This window comes from Aeromonas sp. Lyrl_2, from assembly GCF_051948815.1.
In the GTDB taxonomy this organism is placed as follows: Bacteria; Pseudomonadota; Gammaproteobacteria; order Enterobacterales; family Aeromonadaceae; genus Aeromonas; species Aeromonas veronii.
Genome location: NZ_JAYJLJ010000004.1, coordinates 207,885 through 224,409 on the forward strand (window position 1 = coordinate 207,885; position 16,525 = coordinate 224,409).

The following is a 16,525-nucleotide window of genomic DNA, read 5'->3' on the forward strand; positions in this document are numbered from 1 at the left end:
CAACTCGACCACCGCCTCACAAGGCAAATTAATGACAACTCATTCAATAAGTTGTAAGGGAATGTAACCTCGCCAGTCCCTCCTCCCCACCGCTATTGCGCTGTTGGCACACCGATTGCTGTAGGTAGTTCACTATCCACAACAGTTTGGGAAGGATGAACAATGAAACGGTGGATCCAACATTTCTATCAACTGAACCGCCTCAATTGGCTGATGGTCTGGTTGTTGCTCTGCTGCAGCATCATTCTGCTGTTTCCGGCCGGGCTGATGAAAGGGGCCGTCAGCCAGTGGGCTGCGGATCATGCGGCCTGGCTGGGGGTCGGCATGCTGATCGCCATCTCCTACTTCTGCAGTCAGGGCTTCCTGATCGCCTGGGAGTGGGCATGCGAAGAGTGGCAGGCGCGCCGTCAGCAGGACCAGCTGGCCCAGATGATCGGCTTCCTCGACTTCAACGAGAAGGCGGTGCTGCGCGAGTTCGTGCTGCAGCGTAAAAGCGTCATAAACTTGCCGATCACCGAACCCGCCGTCAAAAACCTGATGGATGCCGGCGTCCTCACCTACGCCTACGGCAAGCCGACCCGGGAGAAGGATGACGAGAACCAGATCCGCGCCCTGATGATCGCCCTGCCCGCCCGACCGCTGCTCACCTACAAGGTGCTGGGGCTGTCGCGCGGCAAGATGAGCGACGAGCAGGTGGAGCAGATCATGAATGCCAGACCCAAGTTCGCCCAGAAGGGGTTCCAGCGCTAACCGCCGCCCCATCCGCCAGATGCAAAAGAGCCGGACACTGTCCGGCTCTCTCGTTTCTGCGCGACGTTCTGTACCATCCCTTGCGTCTTGTTGTGCCCTACCCCTTGAGGCTGGAGCAAAAGCTGACATCGTCCTGCACCGGATCATCGCTCATGTTGTGATAGAGCTCGAAGCAGGGACCATTGCCAAACTCCAGCCCGGCAGCAACGATGTCGCCGATATGTTCCTGCCAACGCGGGCCATACTGGCTGCGGTCGGTAATAAGATAACGGGACTGGGCGTAACGACCGGCGGGAATAAGCTGGATCTCGACCGCTCCCATCCCCACCGTCCCCGCAGGCACCGTCACCCCGATGTCAGTGCGACACTGGGCTGGCGGGGTCACCTCGGGGTTATCGTGATAGATGAAGATCCACTCCCCACCTTCCAGACCGCGGGCGCTGGCCCACTGATGCAGCTGGCTGCAGACGGGGTCATACCCCTCGCCATAGGGGCCGGTGACACGCATATAGGCCAGAGTACGGGCGTCCATCTCGATGATTTTCATGGTATTGCTCCTTGCAGATGAGTGACCCTCAGCATAAGGATTCGGCTTCACAAATGCGTATCCATCCTTGCTCATCAAGTGTCCATTTTTGCTCTTGTCGCGGCGAAACTCTCCCGGCGTACAACCATAGTAACGGCGAAATACCTTGGCAAACGCCTGGGAGCTGGCGAGCCCCGCCCCCAACGCAATGGCCGTGACACTGGCATCGGTATAGCAGAGCTGCCAAGCAGCCCGCTGGATGCGCAGACGACACATCTCCCCGGGCGTCTCCCCCGCCACAGCCGTAAACACACGGTGAAAATGGTAGAAAGACAAGCAGGCACTGCTCGCCAGCGTTTCGATGGAGAGATCGGGATTCTGCTCCAGCGCCCGGATCACCGGGCGCAATCTGGCCTGATAATCGACCATACCGTTAGCGACTGGCGCCCCCCGCGACTCTGGCCATATAGAGCGCATCCACATAACGCCCCTGGCGGAAGGCATAGTCACGGGCTCGCCCCTCCTCGGTAAAACCGAACTTGCGATAAAGCGCCTGTGCGGCCTCATTGTCGGTATAGACGGTCAGCTCAATCCGGTGCAGGTTGAGCCAGTTATCGGCCAGATCCAGCGCCGCGGCCATCAGGGTAGAGCCAACCCCCTTGCCAGCCCAGTCATCCCGCACTCCCATGCCAATCCCGGCCACATGCTTGCGTCTGGGATTGGGCTCCACATGCAAGGAGATCTGACCCACCAGCCTCCCATCGGCCTCCGCCACCAAGGCGACCACATCACCGTTCTCCAACCGTTTTTGCCACTGGCTAAGGGGTGGCATAGGCAAGTGCAAAGTGCCCGCCTGGGCATTGGGCATGGCGTAAAGATCCCGCAAGGCGGGGGCATCAGCGGGTTCGGCATGACGGATAGTAATCTGCATATGAGGCTCCTTCTCGAAGCCACCATCATGCAATATCCGGCGCGGTTACACATCCCCCAGCAACACCCATTTGTCTTGCCTATCAAAGGGCGAGGAAAGGCCCATTGGCCGAGCACGGCGCAGATCCGTAGGCTGACCCCATATCAACAAGGAGAGAAGCCATGACTGACAAGACCCTGCACAGCGCCAACGGCGCCCCCGTCGTCGACAACAACAACAGCCTCACCGCCGGTCCGCGCGGCCCCATCCTGATGCAAGATATCTGGTTGATGGAGAAACTCGCCCACTTCGACCGCGAGCGCATTCCCGAGCGGGTGGTTCACGCTAAGGGCTCGGGCGCCTACGGCACCTTTACCGTGACCCACGACATCAGAGCGTTCAGCAAGGCCGATCTGTTCAGCGCCATCGGCAAGCAGACCCCGGTCTTCCTGCGCTTCTCCACCGTGGCCGGTGAGAAGGGCGCCGCCGATGCCGAGCGCGACGTGCGCGGCTTCGCTCTCAAGTTCTATACCGAGCAGGGCAACTGGGATCTGGTGGGCAACAACACCCCGGTCTTTTTCATCCGTGATCCGCTGAAATTCCCTGACTTCATCCACACCCAGAAGCGGGATCCGCGCACCAACCTGCGCAGCGCCACCGCCGCCTGGGACTTCTGGTCACGCCATCCGGAATCCCTGCATCAGGTCACCATACTGTTCAGCGATCGCGGCATCCCCAAGAGCCTGAGAGAGATGAACGGCTACGGCAGCCACACCTTCAGCTTTATCAACGATGCCAACGAGCGCTTCTGGGTCAAGTTCCACTTCAAGACCGAGCAGGGCCACAGCTTCTACACAGATGAAGAGGCCGCCACCGCTGTCGGGCAGGATCGGGAGACCAGCCAGGCGGATCTGTTCAATGCCATCGAGCGGGGCGACTTCCCGCGCTGGAAGGTCTATGTGCAGGTGATGCCGGAGGCCGAAGCCCAGACTTACAACATCCACCCGTTCGACCTGACCAAGGTGTGGCCGCACAGCGACTACCCGCTGATCCCGGTGGGCGTGCTGGAGCTCAACCAGAACCCGGACAACTACTTCGCCCATGTGGAGCAGGCCGCCTTTACCCCGGCCAACGTGGTGCCCGGAATCGGCTTCTCGCCGGATCGCATGTTGCAAGGGCGACTCTTCTCCTACGGCGACACCCAGCGCTATCGCCTCGGCGTCAACCACGGTCTGCTGCCGGTCAACGCCCCACGCTGCCCGTTCCATCACGGCGCCCATCGTGACGGTGCCATGCGGGCGGACAGCAATGGCGGCGCCAGCCCCAACTATCAGCCGAACCGTTTCGGTACTCAGCAACCGAGCGAACAGCACGAACCGGCGCTGAGTCTGGAAGGGGCCGCCCTGCACTACGACTTCCGTGACTACGACAGCGACTACTACAGCCAGCCGGGTAACCTGTTCCGCATCATGGACGAGGGGCAGCGTTCACGGCTCGCCGCCAACCTGGCCCGATCCCTTGTCAATGTGGAGGATGACGCCATCGTCGCGGCCCAGCTCAAACACTTCGAGCAGGCCGACCCCGAGTACGCCAAACGAGTCGAACTGGCACTGGCCGCCTTGCAGCGCTAAGCCGCAAGCAGGCAACATCTGCAAAAGCAAAACGGGGGCCTGATGGCCCCCGTTATCGTGCTATTGACGGTGAGAAATAGAAATCGGAGCCCGAGGCTCCGTTTTTCAATGCAGTATCAATCCCGGACGGAACGCGCTTCGCGCTCTTCCCGCTCCCTTGCCAACAAGCGTTTGTACCACCAGCTACTGCGACGACGTTGTGCATTGGAAGAGCGACGAGCCATTTCTTAGGTTCCAGCCAAGAGAAGAAAGGAGCTGCATTATGCGACAGGGATCACGTCCATGTCTTTAGCTGGATCAAGAAAAGCCTCACTGACCCACGGAAATCGTCTTCTGATCTTTTGCTCCCCGGGTGGCAGGCAACACCACCACAGGAGAGCGCCAGGCCAGCGCGCCATTGCTCTCGAGGTCGTTCAGCGGGCCGCACTCCAGCCAGATATCGCCCTGCAGAATGCGGGCCCCTTCGGAATATTTCTGATCCGCAAACCAGCAGACCCGCTCGGGCAATGAGCCCAGCGGCAACACCAGCTCGGGACTGGCAGACTCGCCCACCACAGTGGTTTTGGACGCGGCCAGAGCGGGGGCGAGCCAGAGGGAGGCCAGCAGGCAAAGCAGTACATTTTTCATGAGGGTGATCCTGTTTCGATGGGAGGCATTCTCGAAGAGTCGACCAGCCCCGGGGTTTACTTGACTGACAATCATACTGCCTGCTGGCATTGTGGAACCAATATGGTAGCCTGCCAGCGCCTGCGGGCAGTCTCTCGCTGCCACGCGCAAACTTCCGGTGAATTTGTCACGTCCTGACAAAATATAACCTTATTTATCAAATCGTTATTTGGATATTATCCCAATGCGTATCATGCCGTTGCTTCAGGCGGCCTGCCTGAGCCTGATGTTGTCCGCCTGCGTTGCCCCATTGCTGATGATGAGCCCCACCAGCCAGCTGATGTGGGCCCTGCTCAAGCCGCTGGTCGGCTTTGACCCGAACGAGGTCAATCTGTTCGAACAACCCCTGATCAAGGATCGGATGACCGCCATCCTTGGCCCCAACTACGACAGCACCATGCAGTTGCTCAAGACTGCCGACAAGTTACAGCAGGAGGGGCCGCTTTTCTATGTGGTCTCCGAGTATGCGCCCGTGCCGGATATCGCCAAGCAGGCGGGGATGGTGTGGAACTCGCAAACCAACCAGATGTCGGTATTGCTGCAAAAAGGGGATGGCACCACCCTGACCTTAGGCGAAAATCTGGCGGGCACGGCACCGACCTGGCCAACCGCCATGCAGGGCTGGCAGACCCCCACCAGCCAGCTCACCCCGACTACCAATGCCCTGACCGGCGCGGCGACCAGTCAGAGTGGCGCCTCCCCCTTCTCCCTTGGCAGCGCGCTGGGCACAGTGACCCGCGGCGTCACCGGCTCGCTGACCAACAGCGCCAGCCAGGCCATCAGCGGCGCAGCCGCAAACGCCACAGGGCAGGCCACCCAAACGGTGAGCCAAAGTGCGACCGATCTGACCCGTAGTGCAACCACCGCTGTCACTGCGCCAGCCAAGCAAGCGGTGAGCAGCACCGCTGCGACCGCAACGCAAGAAGCGGCCAAAGCCGTTGACGTTCCTGCCCAGCAAGCCGTCAGCAGCGCCGCTGCGACCGTAACCCAAGAAGCCACCAAGGCCGTTGCCACTCCTGCCAAGCAAGCCGTCAACAGCGCCGCTGCGACCGCGACCCAAGAAGCCACCAAGGCTGTTGCCGCTCCTGCCAAGCAAGCCGTCAACAGCGCTACAGCAACCGTGACACAAGAAGCGACCAAAGCCGTTGCCGCTCCTGCCAAACAAGCTGTCAGCAGTGCCGCTGCGACCGTGACCCAAGAAGCCACCAAGGCTGTTACCGCTCCTGCCAAACAGGCCGTCAGCAGCGCCGCTGCGACCGCGACGCAAGAAGCCACCAAAGACCTTGCCGCGCCTGCCAAACAGGCTGTCAACAGCGCCGCTGCAACCGCGACGCAAGAAGCCACCAAGGCCGTTACCGCTCCGGCCAAACAGGCAGTCAGCAGTGCCACAGCTACCGTGACACAAGAAGCGACCAAAGCCGTTGCCGCTCCGGCCAAACAGGCCGTCAGCGCTGCCTCCCATACGGCCGGAGAGAGCGTCGCCGATGCCGCCAGAGCGGCGGAGGCCAAGGCTCGCGCCAAGGCAGAGGCGGAGATGGAAGCCCTGCTCAAATAAACCGACAGGCCACCGCAAGGTGGCCTGTTTTTTATCCCGCTACCGGATCATGACGTTATGGAAAAGGCCACATAGACTCTTAGGTAACTACCCGCACAAGGAGTGCATCATGCGTCGTCTACTCCCTGCTCTCGCTTTTCTCGCTCTGTTTATCGCGCTCCCGGCTCCGGCACTTATCTACTATTCGGAGCAGAACATGCCGCTCAATGGCCAGGATAAAAATGGTCAGCCTGTGGGGTTGGCGGTCGAGTTGCTGCGCCTGATGTGGCGTGAAATGGGAGAGCCGGAGCAACCCATCCACTTTCTGCCCTGGGCCCGCGGCTGGTATCTGCTGACCCAGCAGCAAGAGGCCGTGCTGTTTACCACGGCCCATACCAAGGAGCGGGATCCCCACTTCCTCTGGGTCTGCCCCATCAGCCACTCCAGGGTCGCGCTGGTCGGCCGCAAGCAGGATGCCCCCAAAGTGGCCAGCAAAGCGGATCTCGCCAAGCTGCAGATCGGCGTGATGCAGGCGGATGTCGGGGAGCAGTTGCTGCTCAACCGCGGGATCAGCCCGGGCAATATGATGTCGGTGGAGCGCATGGATCAGGTGGTGCGCCAGCTCATCATGGCACGCACCGATCTGGTGGCGGGCAACGAGGTGATGCTGCGCCATCAGGCCAAGGAGCTGGGTTTCCCCAGCGAGGATTTTGTCACCGTCGCGATTCTTGAAGAGCAGGACAACTGCTTCGCCTTCAACCTGAGGGCAGACAAACAACAGGTTGCCCGCCTGCAACAGGCGCTGGACAAGGTCAGACAGGGGGATGAATACAAGCAGCTGGTGAAGCGCTACCAGTTGCTCAGTATCCTGCCCGAAACCAATCCCCCCATCCCGCGCCTCGAGTAACCCCGGCCCGCCCTATGGTGGGCTCGTTGTATCTCCCATCGATGAAACGGGGGATGCCTCCATCGGCGCCGTAATGAGGTGGTTCAGAAAGAGATTGAACAGCTCTGCCCGCGAGCCGAGCCGCAGCTTGCCATAGAGATGCTTGCGGTGATTCTTCACCGTACCGCTGCCAATCCCGAGCTCCGCGGCAATCGCCTCCGTATCCAGCCCCTGCAGCAACAACTCCGCCACCTGCCGCTCGCGCCGGGTGAGCAGATCCCCCCCGACACTCGCCATAGCCTGCTCCACCGCACTCCGGAGGCTGGCGCAGTCTGGCAGCGCAGTGCTCTGGGCCAACAGCGGCTGGCTCTGCCGCCACTGCTGACGACAGAGCGAATGCACCAGCGGGAACAGCTGCTCCAGCCTCGCCAGCTCGTCACGACTGAGGGTACTGCGCTTGTCGAGCCGCCCCAGAAACAGCATCAGCGTCAGTCCGTCCCGCACCGGCAGGATCAGCCCCACCTCCTCCTGCCAGCCGGTGGCCTGATAGAAGTGGTGGCGATATTCGGGATCGAGCCGCCCTTGGGAGACCTGCGCCAGGGTCCAGACGCCGGCAGGCAAGCCCTGTTCCAGCGCCTGCATAAAGGGATCCTGACTGAAGTGGCTGGTGAGGTAGCGATCAAACAGCAGAGCCCGCTGATGGTTGAGGTTGTCGTAGAGGTAGACGGGCCGCTGCCCCACCCCGAGCAGCAGGGCGCAATCAAACGCCACCTGCTGCTGGATCAGCCGCACCAGCGCCGCCGCAAAGGCGCTGCTGTGCAGGGCATCGACCACCTCGGTCATGCTGCGGGTCAAGGCATCTGTGGTGAATGGCTGGGTCATGTTGGCACGTTTCCGGTGACGGGGAGCGATTCTCCGCTATGGCTGAATGCTAGCACGAGAGTGGCAAAACTGTCCCTCAGGGGACATATCCGCCACCAGCCAGAACGGCGAGGATGACGGCTTTTCCCCTGTTGTTGGAGCACACATGATCAACCCCCACCTGCTCGATGAGCTGACCGAGCGCGGCCTTGTGGCCCAGAATTCCGACCCGGCGGCCCTGGCCGATCATCTTGCCACCTCGCGCACCGTCTATTGCGGGTTCGATCCCACCGCCGGCAGCCTGCATATCGGTCATCTGGTGCCGCTCTTGATGCTGCGCCGCTTCCAGCTGGCGGGCCACACCCCGGTGGCACTGGTGGGCGGGGCAACCGGCCTTATCGGCGATCCCAGCTTCAAGGCGACCGAGCGCAGCCTCAACAGTGCCGATACTGTGCAGGGTTGGGTCGCCAGCCTGTCGGCCCAAATCAGGGCGCTGCTGCCCGCCGATGATGGCCTGTCGGCCCCGCAACTGGTCAACAATGGCGACTGGATGGGGCAGATGTCCGCCCTCGATTTTCTGCGGGATATCGGCAAGCACTTCTCGGTCAACGCCATGCTGGCGCGGGAGTCGGTGCGCCAGCGGCTGGCCCGCCCGGATCAGGGCATCTCGTTCACCGAGTTCTCCTACGCTCTGCTGCAATCCTACGACTTTGCAGTGCTGCACCAGCGACTCGGCTGCACCCTGCAGATTGGCGGCAACGACCAGTGGGGCAATATCACCAGCGGCATGGATCTCACCCGTCGCCTCCATCAGGCTCAGGTGCACGGCATGACCCTGCCCCTTATCACCAAGGCAGACGGCACCAAGTTCGGCAAGACCGAGGGTGGCGCGGTCTGGCTCGATCCGGCGCTCACCTCTCCTTACGCCTTCTACCAGTTCTGGCTCGGCACCGCGGATGAGGATGTCTACCGCTTCCTGCGCTACTACAGCTTTATGTCGCTGAGCGAGATTGATGCACTGGAGGCGGAAGACGCGAAGCGGCAGGGGCGAAAGCAGGCCCAGCAGGTGCTGGCGAACGAGCTGACCGAGCTGGTACACGGCAAGGCGGCGCTGGCAGCGGTGCAGCGCATCAGCGAGTTGCTGTTTAGCGGCGATGTGGCCCGCCTCGGCGAGAGCGATCTGGCCCAGCTGGCGCAGGATGGCATGCCGAGCAGCACCGTCAGCGGCGAGACCGATCTGGTCAGCCTGCTGGTCAGCTGCGGTCTGGCTAACTCCAGGCGTATCGCCCGCGAACTGCTGGCGGCAGGCGCCATCAGCCTCAATGGTGCGCTCAAGCAAGATGATCAGCTGAGTGCCAATGATCGGCTGTTTGGCCGCTACCTGCTGCTGCGCCGGGGCAAGAAGCAGTATCATCTGGTGGAGTGGCAATAAGCCGCAGGGCGGGGAGCACAGCCTCCCCGCCCGCACCCTGAACCCCTTTTGAATCCCGAGTTGCGATCCCCCTCACAGCCTCTCCCGTCAGCAGCCACCATACTGGCACCGGCGAACATGGAGTACGCCACACAATCTGTTCCTCACGATTCAACAAGGATGCTGATGATGAAGAGATGGCTTCTGGTGCTGCTCTGCACCCTGCCCATGCTGGCACACGCCAGCGGATACACCCAGACCCGCTACCCCATAGTGCTGGTGCACGGCCTGTTCGGCTTCGACAAGCTGCTCGGGGTCGATTACTTCTACGGCATTCCCCAGGCCCTGAGCCGGGATGGTGCCAAAGTCTACGTGGCCCAGGTGTCAGCCACCGCCAGTTCGGAACAACGGGGGGAGCAGCTGCTCGCCCAGATTGAGCTGCTGCTGGCGGCCACCGGCGCCGAGAAGGTCAACCTGATCGGCCATTCCCACGGCGGCCCTACCATCCGCTATGTCGCCTCGGTCGCCCCCGAGCTGGTCGCCTCCGCCACCAGCGTCGGCGGCGTCAACTACGGCTCCGAGATTGCCGATCTGGTGCGGGCCAATGCCGCCCCCAGCAGTGCCGCCGAGAAGCTGGCTGCCGCCGCTGCCCACGCCCTCTCCGGCATGATTTCACTGCTCTCGGGCGGGAGCCAACTGCCGCAAGATCCGGTCGCCGCCCTCGATGCCCTCACCAGCAAGGGAGCCAGCCAGTTCAACCAGCGCTACCCGGAGGGACTGCCCAGCCGCTATTGCGGCGAGGGGCCGATGCAGGCCAGCAACGGCGTCTACTACTTCTCCTGGAGCGGACGCGGCAACCTGACCAATCTGCTGGATCCGGTGGATCCTGCGCTGGCGCTGACCGGCGCCTTCTTCAAGGAGCCCAATGACGGACTGGTCGGGGTCTGCAGCAGCCACCTCGGCAAGGTGATCGGCACCGGCTACCGGATGAACCATCTGGACGAAGTGAACCAGTCCTTCGGCATCCACCATCTGTTCGAGACCGATCCGGTCACCCTCTATCGCCAGCATGCCAACCGTCTCAAGGAGCTGGGACTATGAAGATAGCCACCCTGCTCGTCGTGCCCTGCGCCATCACCCTGCTGCTTGGCGGGGTGTTGCTCTGGCCCACGGCACCGACGGCAGACTCATCCCCCGCTCAAGCCAGCCAGCATGCACAGAGCCACCCGCACGATCCCGAGCAGGAGGCCGCCGATGCCCTGCAGGCGCGCTATCGCACCTTTGTCTCCGCCCAGAGCAGCCTGACGGTGCCCACCGAGATCTCCCTCGCCAGCTTGCAGATCCTGTTTGACGAGCGGGAGCAGCTGCGCCAGCAGAGCTTTACCCCGGCCGAGCAGGCCCAGCTGTTTGCCGAGGATCGACTGATGGAGCAGCTGACCCTGCGCCGCAGGGCGCTGGCGGAGGCAAGAGACAGCGACAAGTCGCAGCTGGCCAGCGAGCTGGATCTCTGGCTGGCGGAGCAACCGGGCTGGTTTCGCGAGGCGGAGGCCAACAGCCGTCTGCTTGAGGAGTTGCAAGGGCTGGCGCAGATGGACCCGGCCAAACGGGAGGCTCTGCTGCTGGAGACAGGGGGGCCGGAAGCGGTGGATCGGATGCGCCAGCTGGAGCAGAACCGGCAAGGGTTCGAGGAGCAGCTCAGCGGTTTTCTGGCCGAGCTCAGGCAACTACCGAACGAGGCCAGGGCCGAACAGCAGCAGGAGGTGCTGGCCCGCTGGTTCGAGCCCGGACAGTGGCGCCGGGTCGAGGCGCTCACCCGCCTCAAGCTGGGGGAGCCACAAGCCGAATGAGAAGGGGGCCCGTGATGGGCCACCTTGCTACTGCGCTTATTGCGGCTTGTTGGCACCCGGCAGCGGCTGCCAGGTGAGGCGGGTCACCTGAGTGCCCTGCACCTCGCACTTGAGGCTCAGCTCCTGCCACCCCTTCTCCTGACGCAGGGAGACCTTCCCTTCGATCCCCTGCTCGCCAATCTTCAGCTTATCCTGCTCGAAGATCACCTTGTCGCCGTGGGCGAGATCCATCAGCTTGCCGTTGCAGAGCCAGTGAGCGAGATCCGCCCCCTTCAGCTTGACGCCACCCTTGGCCGCCTTCTGTTCGCCCGCGCTCACCACAAACAGCTTGCTCAGCTCGGCGGCCCGCTTGGTGAGCCACTCCTGACGCTGCTGCATGCTCATCTTGCTGACGAACTCGGCGGGCTGGCCCTTCTCGTCCAGCCACTGGGTCAGCTTGCCGCTGTCATCAAAGGCAAACTGGGCGGCGGGCTCTTTGACCCCGAACAGCTTGCCGCCCTTGAAGTAGTAGCGGCTCTCCCCTTCCAGCTTGCCCAGCTCGTTCATGATGGGCACGGCGATGATGACGGGGGCGCCATCGATCCAGGCCTTGATATCGACGCCGTCATGGCTGAATTGACGGGTATCGAGGGCGCTCTCGGCCCCCTTCTCCATCAGGGTAAACTGCTCGGCGAGAGAAGCGGCCAGAGAAGGGAGGGAGCAGAATCCCAGGGTCAGCGCGATCGCTGTGTTGCGCATTGAGTTGTACATAACACTCCTGTGATGGGCCATCCGGCCCGTGGTTAACTCTCTGTCAGCCAGGCCCGCAGCCCTTCCCGGTGAGCATCGCTCAGGGGCAGGGATTGGCGGGCCCGGTAGTCAAAATGGATCAGGGTCGTTTCGGCGGTGACGGCCAGTTCGCCGCCCTGCCAGGCCTCCTGCCAGACCGTAAATGAGCTGGTGCCGATGCGGCGTACGCCAGTCTTGATGGTGACCGGCTGGCCGTAGAACAGCTCCCGTTTGAACTGCACCGCATAGCCCGCGATGATCAGATGCCAGTTATGCACATCCAGATCGGGGGAGAAGATCCGGAACAGGGGATCCCGCGCCGATTCGAACCAGACCGCCGGCACCGTATTGTTGATATGGCCGAGGGCATCCGTCTCCTGAAAGCGGGGTTGGATCTGCATTTCCAGCATGGGTTGACTCCTTGTCTCTTTGTTTCTGTCCTTGTCCGTTCATGGGACATCAGTGGCCAATGGGTGGCCGCCGGGCATCATCAGCGGATCAGCATGTTACATGATACTGCTGGCCCAAGCACAGAGATGCCCACGACCCTGCGCGACCAGCCAGCAGGTGTCGCAGTGCGGCGGATTGTAGGGCTGCACAGAAAAGCGGGCAGTAAAAAGCCCCGCACACCTTGGCTGTGCGGGGCTGATGCAGATAACCAAACGGCTCGGGGACTAGCCTAACAGATCGAAGCGATCCGCATTCATCACCTTGTTCCAGGCGGTGATGAAGTCACAGACAAACTTCTCCTTGTTGTCATCCTGGGCATAGACCTCGGCATAAGCGCGCAGCACCGAGTTGGAGCCGAACACCAGATCCACCCGGGTGGCCGTCCACTTCAGCGCGCCGCTGCGGCGATCGCGGATCTCGTAGAGATTGCTCGCTTTCGGCAGCCACTGGTAGCCCATGTCGGTCAGGTTGACGAAGAAGTCGTTGCTGAGCACCCCAACCCGGTCGGTAAAGACCCCGTGCCCGGTTCCGCCGTGGTTGGTGCCGAGCACCCGCATCCCGCCGACCAGCGCCGTCATCTCGCAGGCGGTGAGCCCCATCAGCTGGGCGCGATCCAGCAGCAGCTCCTCCGCCGTCACCACATAGTCCTGCTTGAGCCAGTTGCGGAAGCCATCGGCCAGCGGCTCCAACACCTCGAACGAGGCCACATCGGTCTGGGCCTGAGTGGCGTCCCCCCGGCCCGGCGCAAACGGCACGCTCACCGTCACTCCGGCGGCCTGGGCAGCCTGCTCGATGGCGAGGTTGCCCCCCAGCACGATGAGATCCGCGACGCTGACGCCACACTCGGCCGCCAGCTTGTCATAGACCGCCAGCACCTTCGCCAACTTCGCCGGTTCGTTGCCCGGCCAATCCTTCTGCGGCGCCAGCCGGATGCGGGCACCGTTGGCTCCGCCCCGCTTGTCGGAGCCTCGGAAGGTACGGGCACTATCCCAGGCGGTAGTGACCCGCTCGCTGATGGAGAGGCCGCTGGCGGCAATCCTGGCCTTGACCGCCGCCACGTCATAATCGGCACGTCCGGCTGGCACCGGATCCTGCCAGATCAGATCTTCTGTCGGCACATAGGGGCCGACATAGCGGCTCTTCGGCCCCATATCCCTGTGGGTCAGCTTGAACCAGGCGCGGGCGAAGGCGTCGGAGAAGGCCGCCGGATCATCGCGGAAGCGCTCGGCAATCTTGCGGTAGTCGGGGTCGAATTTGAGCGCCATGTCGGCATCCGTCATCATGGGTTTGCAGCGGATCGACGGGTCCTCCACATCCACCGGCATATCCTCTTCGGCGATATTGATCGGTTCCCACTGATGGGCCCCCGCCGGTGATTTTTGCAACCACCAGTCGTACTTGAACAGCAGCTCGAAGTAGCCGTTGTCCCATTGGGTCGGGTGGGTGGTCCACGCCCCCTCGATGCCGCTGGTCACAGTGTTGCGGCCGATGCCGCGGCTGTGGTGGTTAATCCAGCCGAGCCCCTGCTCCTCGAGGCTGGCCCCTTCCGGCTCGGGCCCGAGCTGTTTGGCGTCGCCGTTGCCGTGAGCCTTGCCGACAGTGTGGCCACCGGCGGTCAGCGCCACCGTCTCTTCATCATCCATCGCCATGCGGGCGAAGGTGACCCGCATATCCTGCGCAGTTTTCAGGGGGTCGGGCTGGCCATCCACCCCTTCCGGGTTGACGTAGATAAGCCCCATCATCACCGCCGCCAGCGGGTTTTCCAGATCCCGCTCGCCGGAGTAACGACCGCCCGGCTTGCCGCTGGGCGCCAGCCATTCCTTCTCCGATCCCCAGTAGATATCCTTCTCCGGATGCCAGATATCCTCGCGGCCAAAGGCGAAGCCGAAGGTCTTGAGCCCCATGGACTCATAGGCCACGGTGCCCGCAAGAATGATCAGATCGGCCCAGCTGATCTTGTTGCCGTACTTCTTCTTAATGGGCCATAGCAGGCGACGGGCCTTGTCGAGGTTGGCGTTATCCGGCCAGGAGTTGAGAGGGGCGAAACGCTGGTTGCCGCTGCCACCGCCGCCGCGGCCATCGGCGATGCGGTAAGTCCCGGCCGAGTGCCAGGCCATGCGGATCATCAGGCCGCCGTAGTGGCCCCAGTCGGCGGGCCACCACTCCTGACTGTCGGTCATCAGGGCGGTCACATCCTGCTTGAGGGCCGCCATATCGAGCCCCTTCAAGGCTTCCCGATAGTTGAAACCGGCCCCCAGCGGATTGGTCTTGGTATCGTGTTGGTGAAGAATGTCGAGGTTGAGGCTCTTCGGCCACCACTCCATTCTGGACGTCTCGACGGAGGTGGTTCCCCCGTGCATGACCGGGCATTTTCCTGCGGAACTGTCTGAATTGTTGCTCATCGTTTTCCTCATTTGCTCTGCTGTCCATAACCTGAAACAGCATGGCACAGAGGCGTGACACAAACTGTGCAGCAGCGGCCGATTTACGGATCTTTCACGCAAGCGGCCACGGAGCGACCGTCAGCCGCGACAGAAATTGGACGAACTATGGCGCCTCTGCGGGCTGATGGGGCGGCTCGGGCCGCAGCCAGGCGCTGCGAAAATCGAACCAGCCGAGCGCTGTCATCCGCACCCCGTGTACGCCGACCCGGCTCTCCAGCTCCAGCCAGTGGTGAAACAGCGGCACAAACCAGCTCTGCTGCTGCACCCTTGCCAGCAGGGCGCGGGGGCCGGGCTCCTCACCACTGGCCCGCCACTGCATCAACCCTTGCCACAACTCATGCTGACTGCCCCACACCTTGCGCAGCAACGGGGTGCCCTGCAACCAGGCGTAGGGGGCAAAGGGGCCGGCATGTTCGAGGTTGAGGGTGCCGAGCCAGAGATCCACGTCTTCATCCTCGCCACTCACCCAGCGGCCGTAATCGAGGGTGCGCACCTCCAGCCGGATCCCCTGTTCGGCCAGCAGGCTGCTCATGGCGTTGGCGCACTCGTTGAACTCCAGATGCTGGTTGAAGCAGGCAAGCACCAAGGTCGTCGGCAACTGCGCCGGTGTGGGCAAGGGGGCGGGCAGTGCTTCGCGCCAGTGGGGCAGCAGGCCGAGGGCGCTGGTCCAGCCCCGTTGCAACTCGGGGGCGACCCGCCCCATCAGAGCCACCGGATTGAGCAGCTGGCCCAGCCACTGGCGCAGGGCGGGATCCTGCAAGGATCCGGAACGATCGTCCTGCAGCAGGAAGTAGCAGCCCGACTCCAGCTCCGATTCGCCGCGCATGGTGCCGAGCTCAGGGCTGTCGCGCCCCAGCTGCAGGTGGGTCTCCAGCCGCTCCGCCAGCTCCGGCAGCATCCAGATATCGATCTCGTCGAGCAGGGCGCGCAGGCCGAAGTAGTCGTCAAACGCCGCAAGGCAAAGATGCAGGGGATCGTTGGCGGCCACCCGGTAGGGGCCTGTGCCCACCGGTTGCAGGGCAAAGCCCGCCTCCCCCTTGAGCTCCCGCGGCAAAATGGTCGCCACCGGCTCCGCCAGCAGGTGGGGCAGCCAGGGATCCGGGCTGTCGAGATAGAGATCCAGGGTGCGCGGCCAGGGGCTCTCCAGCCGAGTCAGATGGGAAAACAGCGGCCGATCCCGCAGGGCCAGCAGACTTTCCATCACATCTTCCACCACCAGCTCGCGACCGTGGTGAAAACGCACCGCCGGGCGCAGGTAGAAACGCCAGTGACAGGGGCCCAGACACTCCCAGTGGTGGGCGAGATCCCCTTCGATTTCCCCATTTTCCTCATTTCGCCGGGTGAGGCCGTTGAAGATCTGGCGGCTCAGGTGAATTTCGGAGCGGCGCATCGGGCCGGTGGGCAGCAACTGCGGCAGCGGTCGGTAGTAGGGCACTCGCAGGATCTGGCGCCCCTCGCGGGTGGCCTGACCGAGCTGTTCGATCAGCAACGGAGTGAGCAGATCGAGGCGATCTTCGGCCAGCCGTACCGCCTGCGCCAGCTGGCCCTGACTGAGCAGCTCCCGCAAGCGGCGCCGGGTCAGGCTCTCCTGACTATCGAGCAGGGTGAGTCGGGAGCGCCGCCCCCGCCCCGCTTCTGCCGACCAGCTGAGCCAGCCCAGATCCTGCATCCGCCGCAGCAGCAGGCGAGCGTTGCGCGGGGTGCAGCAGAGCAGATCCGCCACCTCGGCGAGACTGATCTCCCGCTCGTCGCTGCCAAGCAGCTGGGCGAGTCGTTGAAATTGCTGGTAGAGGCGACCGGTCGGCATAAAAGAGGAAATCCCGTTGCTGTAAGTCATCAGT

General features: G+C 62.8%; 15 protein-coding genes. 7 read left to right on the top strand and 8 right to left on the bottom strand.

Features of this window, described 5'->3' with window-relative positions; genetic code table 11:
- Positions 1-162 precede the first annotated feature (162 nt).
- Positions 163-750 carry a superinfection exclusion B family protein gene (locus VF684_RS05285; RefSeq protein ID WP_005336432.1) on the top strand — a complete coding sequence of 196 codons (588 nt, stop codon included), beginning with the start codon at positions 163-165 and terminating at the stop codon, positions 748-750.
- Between the two features lie 97 nt (positions 751-847).
- Here the strand turns inward: VF684_RS05285 and VF684_RS05290 are convergent, their stop codons facing one another.
- Together VF684_RS05290 and VF684_RS05295 are read right to left on the bottom strand one after the other, a co-directional pair.
- Positions 848-1,705 carry an AraC family transcriptional regulator gene (locus VF684_RS05290; protein WP_139440321.1) on the bottom strand — a complete coding sequence of 286 codons (858 nt, stop codon included), beginning with the start codon at positions 1,703-1,705 and terminating at the stop codon, positions 848-850.
- 4 nt (positions 1,706-1,709) lie between these two features.
- The gene (locus VF684_RS05295; protein WP_005356757.1) at positions 1,710-2,207 is read right to left on the bottom strand and encodes a GNAT family N-acetyltransferase; all 498 of its coding nucleotides are present in this window, start codon (positions 2,205-2,207) and stop codon (positions 1,710-1,712) included.
- 161 nt (positions 2,208-2,368) lie between these two features.
- On the opposite strand from VF684_RS05295, the gene VF684_RS05300 reads away from it, so the two are divergent.
- Positions 2,369-3,817 carry a catalase gene (locus tag VF684_RS05300; RefSeq protein ID WP_139440322.1) on the top strand — a complete coding sequence of 483 codons (1,449 nt, stop codon included), beginning with the start codon at positions 2,369-2,371 and terminating at the stop codon, positions 3,815-3,817.
- Between the two features lie 309 nt (positions 3,818-4,126).
- Here VF684_RS05300 and VF684_RS05305 read toward each other — a convergent pair whose 3' ends face one another.
- A complete protein-coding gene (locus tag VF684_RS05305; RefSeq protein WP_139440323.1) occupies positions 4,127-4,444 on the bottom strand; it encodes a DUF1496 domain-containing protein in 318 nt (105 codons plus the stop codon).
- Between the two features lie 223 nt (positions 4,445-4,667).
- On the opposite strand from VF684_RS05305, the gene VF684_RS05310 reads away from it, so the two are divergent.
- Positions 4,668-6,038, top strand: a complete 1,371-nt coding sequence (locus VF684_RS05310) for a hypothetical protein (RefSeq protein ID WP_139440324.1) — start codon at positions 4,668-4,670, stop codon at positions 6,036-6,038.
- 109 nt (positions 6,039-6,147) lie between these two features.
- Entirely contained in the window at positions 6,148-6,924 is a 777-nt protein-coding gene (locus tag VF684_RS05315; RefSeq protein WP_139440325.1) for a substrate-binding periplasmic protein, read from the top strand.
- Positions 6,925-6,936: 12 nt separating this feature from the next.
- On the opposite strand, the gene VF684_RS05320 is transcribed toward VF684_RS05315, so the two are convergent.
- On the bottom strand, positions 6,937-7,785 hold the full coding sequence (locus VF684_RS05320) for a helix-turn-helix transcriptional regulator (protein ID WP_139440326.1): 849 nt from the start codon (positions 7,783-7,785) through the stop codon (positions 6,937-6,939).
- Between the two features lie 145 nt (positions 7,786-7,930).
- Between VF684_RS05320 and tyrS the strand changes: the two genes are divergently transcribed.
- The 3 genes from tyrS (at position 7,931) to VF684_RS05335 (ending at position 11,022) form a co-directional block, all read left to right on the top strand.
- Positions 7,931-9,196 carry a tyrosine--tRNA ligase gene (gene tyrS / locus VF684_RS05325; RefSeq protein ID WP_440173877.1) on the top strand — a complete coding sequence of 422 codons (1,266 nt, stop codon included), beginning with the start codon at positions 7,931-7,933 and terminating at the stop codon, positions 9,194-9,196.
- A gap of 168 nt (positions 9,197-9,364) precedes the next feature.
- Positions 9,365-10,276: a lipase family alpha/beta hydrolase gene (locus VF684_RS05330; protein WP_236284927.1), complete on the top strand. Its 912-nt coding sequence runs from the start codon at positions 9,365-9,367 to the stop codon at positions 10,274-10,276.
- Positions 10,273-11,022: a lipase secretion chaperone gene (locus VF684_RS05335; RefSeq protein ID WP_440173879.1), complete on the top strand. Its 750-nt coding sequence runs from the start codon at positions 10,273-10,275 to the stop codon at positions 11,020-11,022. The genes VF684_RS05330 and VF684_RS05335 overlap by 4 nt, the downstream gene beginning before the upstream one ends.
- Before the next feature lie 36 nt (positions 11,023-11,058).
- Here the strand turns inward: VF684_RS05335 and VF684_RS05340 are convergent, their stop codons facing one another.
- The 4 genes from VF684_RS05340 to sgrR form a co-directional block, all read right to left on the bottom strand.
- The gene (locus VF684_RS05340) at positions 11,059-11,760 is read right to left on the bottom strand and encodes a hypothetical protein (protein WP_139440360.1); all 702 of its coding nucleotides are present in this window, start codon (positions 11,758-11,760) and stop codon (positions 11,059-11,061) included.
- A gap of 44 nt (positions 11,761-11,804) precedes the next feature.
- On the bottom strand, positions 11,805-12,200 hold the full coding sequence (locus VF684_RS05345) for an acyl-CoA thioesterase (protein WP_021231790.1): 396 nt from the start codon (positions 12,198-12,200) through the stop codon (positions 11,805-11,807).
- Positions 12,201-12,464: 264 nt separating this feature from the next.
- The gene (gene katG, locus VF684_RS05350; protein ID WP_139440329.1) at positions 12,465-14,642 is read right to left on the bottom strand and encodes a catalase/peroxidase HPI; all 2,178 of its coding nucleotides are present in this window, start codon (positions 14,640-14,642) and stop codon (positions 12,465-12,467) included.
- A gap of 145 nt (positions 14,643-14,787) precedes the next feature.
- Complete coding sequence (gene sgrR / locus VF684_RS05355; RefSeq protein WP_162516063.1) at positions 14,788-16,491, bottom strand: HTH-type transcriptional regulator SgrR; 1,704 nt, start codon at positions 16,489-16,491, stop codon at positions 14,788-14,790.
- Between the last annotated feature and the right edge of the window lie 34 nt (positions 16,492-16,525).